Raw genomic sequence first — 5,228 nt, 5'->3', positions numbered from 1 at the left:
CTGGTTTATGAGGACGATACCGGTAAGAAAATCGCCGGGATCCTGAGCCGCAACGATTTCAATAACGAGAAGAAAGTTACTATCCTGGAATTAATGAAAAAAGAACGTGCGCTTTATCCGTTCTCTTTGCAGATGCTGAACGATCGCAGCAAAGGCTACGATGAAAATATCCTGATGGACGCCTTCGCTAACGTGCGGCAGTTCGATGAGAATCGGGCGCTTCAGTTCGCTAAAGCGAATCTTAATATCTTTAAATCAGCACACAATCGCGTCGAGTTGGCGAGGTTCCTGATTGATGTTGGCGCCGATGGTGATGATATTGATGCGTTAATGACAGAACTCTATCGGCAGCAGCTACAGCAGCAGAAAAGCTTTGTCTGGGATGGCTACTATCAGGTGCTTATTTTTGCCCGAATAGAACATGGATTCGCAGCGGCTTCGCCAGATATTCCTGCTTTAACGCATCTGATCGCTACTCAAATGGATAAGGGTCTACAGCTGACCATTACCAACTTTGGTATCGGCAAGCCCTGGCTCTATTTCTCTCTGGAGAAGAGCAGCGATCCCATCACTCAGCCAGAAAAGCTGTTTGGCAATGCCGCTTTAATCGATGCCATAGTGAAGGCGCAGCCGCTAACTGCCGATCGCCTGCAAAAAGTCAGTGACTTCTTCCAGACCACAGATCGCGGAGCCTGGATCACTACGCTGATGATGAGGCCAGCCGCCGAAACCCAGCTGACTTTAACCGATGGACAAAAAGCGCGAGGCGATGAGATCCTTGATTCGGTCTGGCTGCGCGTGGAAGAAAAAGCGGGCCGGCCGACGTTGATTGCAAGCTGGCGCGACAAAACCGGTAATGTGCACGAGGGAATGGTTACCGATATCGCTAATGGTAAACAGGCCCGCTTCCACGTCGATTTTGACAGCTGGCAGCTGGATACCTATCGCTGGAAACCCGATCTCACTAACCAACTATACTGAGGCCCCGGCGGAGCGAAGCCGTGCGCTATTTAGCTGAAATTGACTGAAAGTGGGCAAGCTTTTATGAATAAAGAAACCGAACTGGCCAGAGCTAAACGTCTGCCATTGCTGCTGTTAGTTGGCGCGGCGCTGCTGTTTATCGCCACCGTGCTTTATCCGCTGTGGTGGCCGACAAACCTGTGGGTCGGCGCGTTAAAGGCCGTCTCAGAGGCAGCGATGGTTGGCGCGCTGGCAGACTGGTTCGCGGTGAGCGCGCTGTTCAGGCGCGTGCCAATCCCGCTGGTAGGCCGCCATACCGCTATCGTGCCCCGTAATAAGGATCGTATCGCCGATAACCTGGCGCTTTTCGTGCAGGACAAGTTCCTGAACAGCGAGTCGCTGCTGGCGCTGATCCGTCGTCACGATCCGGCACAGATTATTGCCGGCTGGCTGAGCGAACCGGTCAATGCCGCACGCATCAGCGGCTACCTGTTGAAAGTAGTACGCGGCTTTCTCGACCTGGCCGACGACTCACGTATCCAGGCGTTTATGCGGCGCGCTATCCATAAGGCGATTGATAAGGTCGATCTGACGCAGTCGGCAGCGCTGGTGCTGGAGAGCCTGACCAAAAACAATCGTCATCAGGCGTTGCTGGACGATGCCATCAGCCAGCTGCTGCATCTGATCAACAAACCCGGCACGCACGAGTTTATCGCGCAGCAGGTGATGCGCTGGCTGAAGCGTGAGCATCCTATCAAAGAGAAAATGCTGCCGACGGAATGGGTGGGTGAAAAGAGCGCCGAGCTGGCGGCCAATGCGGTGAAATCAATCCTTAACGATATCGAACAAGACGGCACACACGAACTGCGTCAGGGTTTTAACCGCGCGGTGCAGCGGCTGATCGAACGGCTGCGCACCGATCCGGAGATGCAGCTGAAAGCGGAAGAGATCAAAACTTACCTGAAACAGGATGAGACGCTGAACAGCTACATCTCGCAGCTTTGGGGCGACCTGCGTAGCTGGCTGAAACAGGATCTGGATAAAGACGACTCGGTGCTGCACACTAAAGTCAGCGCTTCCGCGCAGTGGCTGGGCGAGACATTGACTCAGGATGCACAACTGCGCGCGTCGCTGAATCAGCATATGGAAGAGGCAGCACTCAGCGTTGCGCCAGAGTTCTCGGACTTTTTAAGTCGCCATATCAGCGATACGGTGAAAAGCTGGGATGCGAAAGATATGTCACATCAGGTCGAGTTAAATATCGGCAAGGATTTACAGCGGATCCGCATTAACGGTACGGTTGTGGGCGGCGTTATCGGCCTGCTGCTGTGGCTGCTGTCGCAGCTGCCTGCGCTATTGTCGCCCGTCCTTTAAACGGAAAAGCCCGCGTCTTTCGACGCGGGCTTGCATGCCTTCACTAAAACGTTGTCAGTTTAGCGATCGGTACTTCCTGGCGATCAATACTTCTTGTCGGCATCGGTCAATTTGTTCGGCGCCAGCTTGTCGTCGGTCAGCTCGTTATTGCGCAGATTATTTTCCGTGCGGGTCACGTCATCTTTTAGGGAATTAGTGCCGGTCAGGTTGTTCTGCATACGGTTTTCGTTAGTATGTTCAACTTCCACTTCCTGACGACGCACGCTGTCCTTCACGGTCTCGACGCGAGCGGTTTCTTCACCACGCAGGCCTACTTCTTCTTTAATACGCGTGGTTTTCGCGACGGTTGGGATCTCGTGAGACTCTTCAACCTCGATGGTTTTCTCTGACCAGTCCACATCATTCAGATAGGCTGGCTCATCCACTGCGTGACGGAACACTTCGGCATGCTGGTCGTATAGGGAGATATCTTCTGCTACTTCATCTTCTACGGTAAAACGACGCAGGCGTACGGAACCATCGTTAATCTGACGCTTACCAATATCTACCTGCTCTTCCGCCAGCTTCAGCGAATCGCGGTTGGTTTCAGAAACGGCAAGGTCGGTACGGTCACGGTTAAGCAGCGAGTCCTGCTCATTACGTAGCGAGTCACGTTCGTTGATCAGCGTATCATCGGCCAGCGTCCCATTGTTCATGGTGTTGCCGGTATTGGTCATCGGCGCGGTGGTCGTGTTCATGGCGCTGGTCTGGTCACCCGTCAGCAGGCCACGATCGTTGGTTTGACCCGCATAGTCACGATTGGCCATGTCGCGATCGGTATGGCTCAGTGAAGAGTAGTCAGCGGCAAAGGCGCTCAGTTCCTGTTCAATGTGATCGGCTTCATCTTTCGGGGCACGCACCGTCAGCAGCACGCCGCCTGAACGGATAGCTTTGCTGTATTCGCTTGCGTAGTCGTCATCAACGTCATCGCCGAACAGGCGCTGCCAGAAGCTCGGGTGACGGATTTCTTTATCTTCTACGCGCAGTCTTTCACCGGAGATGATATCGATGTTTTTCTCTGCAATACCTTCGACGATCAATTTCTGTTTTGCCGCTTCCGCCTGTGAGACTTCATTAAATGCGGTGACGATTTTTTCATGTGACATAAATAGATCCTCGTTAATAGGTTTAAAGTTTCTGCTTCGTAATTTTGACTTCCTGATTACGCAGAGTGACTTTCTGCTGAAACTCTTCTTTACTGGTGTGCTTATGAATATGAATCTCTTCCTTAAGCACCCGCTTAGTGATTATTTCTACCTGCTCTTCAATCACGGGAATAATAAGCACATCCCCTTCGTGACGGATTTCAGCGGAATAATCATCGGCAACCTGATAATTCATTGGTACGTGTTCGATATCAACATGCTCATGCGTAAGCTCGGTTTCCAGTAACTCCTCTACCTCTTGTGTAGAGCGGGTCAGACTAATCCGGCTGTCAACCTTGCGCTGCTTAGAGATGGTAGCCTGCTCTTCAGCAAGCGGCATCGATACGGCCTCTTCAAATTTTCCAGTAGGCGGCGCGTTTTTATTTCCCATTATGTTACTCCTGAGATTTAAAGCCCCACAGACTAAAAAATCTTTTTATCTGGCGCCACGTTTTGTTGCACACGCCATTAATAGTAGTACACTGTTTCGAGAATGCCTCCCCGATTAAGCCGCGAAATGTAACAGATTTTGTAAACGCTTTATTTATCTATACATTAACTATTTTTAAATATTTCAGGAACTTTCCCCCCTTTATATTGCCTCGCGCGCACGCGCTCTATATAAACGCCCTCGCTTTACGCCTAACAATATAAAAATGCTGAGAAATAAAGCGGCTATTGCTGCCGGAAGAGGCTGACGTCGGCGGCTGGCCTGGGTTAGCCTTTGCACGGCCCTGTGGCCACGATGGCGCTGACGAAGGGACAACAAAGTTGCTGCCGGAAGAACAAAAGGCAGGCGAACAAAGAGCAGGGTTGGCGAAAGCCTGCGGGGACTAACAAGCTAACTGGCGAGCAACAGCGGTTGAAAGGAAGAGAAAGTAGCAGGCATCACTGCAGCTGACAGAAAGGAAAGCCCACCAGAACCACAACGGCCGAAAGAGACGAGCAGAAAGCGATAGAGGTCAAAAGAAAGAGAAAGTAGCAGGCATCACTGCGGCTGGCAGAAAGGAAAGCCCACCAGAGCCACAGCGGCCGAAAGAGACGAGCAGAAAGCGATAGAGGTCAAAAGAAAGAGAAAGTAGCAGGCATCACTGCGGGTGGCAGAAAGAAAAGCCCACCAGAGCCGCAACGATTGAAAGCGACGAGCGGAAAGCGATAGAGGCAGAAAGGAAAAAATGGCTGACATCACAACAGACCGCTGAAACCCCAGCAGCTGCCGAAAGGCTTAAACTTTTTCAGAAAGAAACGGTTGAGAAGCCTGGCACAGAAAAAGATTGAGGCGCTAAGCGCTCTGGCAAAAAAGAAAAGACGGCTGAAAAGCGGTGAAGGCGGGTAAAAAGTAAGGCGGGAAGGCGAACGGGAGCAAAACCGCAGCCGCAGGCGGAGAGCCTGCGGCCGGGAGCCTTAACGGCGCTTCAGCAGCATATAAACGCTGATGGCCATAAAGGCGGCACTTGGCAACAACGCCCCCAGCACCGGCGGAATGTTATACACCAGGCTGAGCGGCCCAAAGATCTGGTCCAGCACGTAAAACAGGAAGCCGAAGCTGATCCCCGTTACCACGCGCATGCCCATCGATACGCTGCGCAACGGCCCAAAAATAAACGACAGCGCCATCAGCATCATTACGGCTACCGACAGAGGCTGGAATATTTTGCTCCACATATTCAGCTGGTAGCGGCCCGCCACCTGCCCACTTTGCTTAAGATA

General features: G+C 52.1%; 5 protein-coding genes. 2 read left to right on the top strand and 3 right to left on the bottom strand.

Going from position 1 to position 5,228, the window contains the following annotated elements; all coding sequences use genetic code 11:
- Together RTK32_RS10710 and RTK32_RS10705 are read left to right on the top strand one after the other, a co-directional pair.
- Window positions 1-981, top strand: a 981-nt coding sequence (locus tag RTK32_RS10710) for a hypothetical protein (RefSeq protein WP_312043765.1), incomplete at its 5' end; no start/stop codon positions are given.
- A gap of 63 nt (window positions 982-1,044) precedes the next feature.
- A complete protein-coding gene (locus tag RTK32_RS10705) occupies window positions 1,045-2,334 on the top strand; it encodes a DUF445 family protein (protein WP_312043763.1) in 1,290 nt (429 codons plus the stop codon).
- Between the two features lie 83 nt (window positions 2,335-2,417).
- Here RTK32_RS10705 and RTK32_RS10700 read toward each other — a convergent pair whose 3' ends face one another.
- The 3 genes from RTK32_RS10700 to RTK32_RS10690 form a co-directional block, all read right to left on the bottom strand.
- Complete coding sequence (locus tag RTK32_RS10700) at window positions 2,418-3,479, bottom strand: YsnF/AvaK domain-containing protein (protein ID WP_312043761.1); 1,062 nt, start codon at window positions 3,477-3,479, stop codon at window positions 2,418-2,420.
- A 22-nt stretch (window positions 3,480-3,501) separates the two neighbouring features.
- Window positions 3,502-3,909 (bottom strand): DUF2382 domain-containing protein, encoded by a 408-nt coding sequence (locus RTK32_RS10695; protein ID WP_312043759.1) that lies wholly within the window; start codon window positions 3,907-3,909, stop codon window positions 3,502-3,504.
- 1,013 nt (window positions 3,910-4,922) lie between these two features.
- Window positions 4,923-5,228: LptF/LptG family permease (locus RTK32_RS10690; RefSeq protein WP_312043758.1), on the bottom strand; the 306-nt coding region annotated here is incomplete at its 5' end.

It is taken from the genome of Erwinia sp., assembly GCF_031978025.1.
Lineage (GTDB): Bacteria > Pseudomonadota > Gammaproteobacteria > Enterobacterales > Enterobacteriaceae > Erwinia.
The sequence above is the reverse complement of the archived record's forward strand: the minus strand, read 5'-3'. Positions and strand labels throughout refer to the sequence as shown.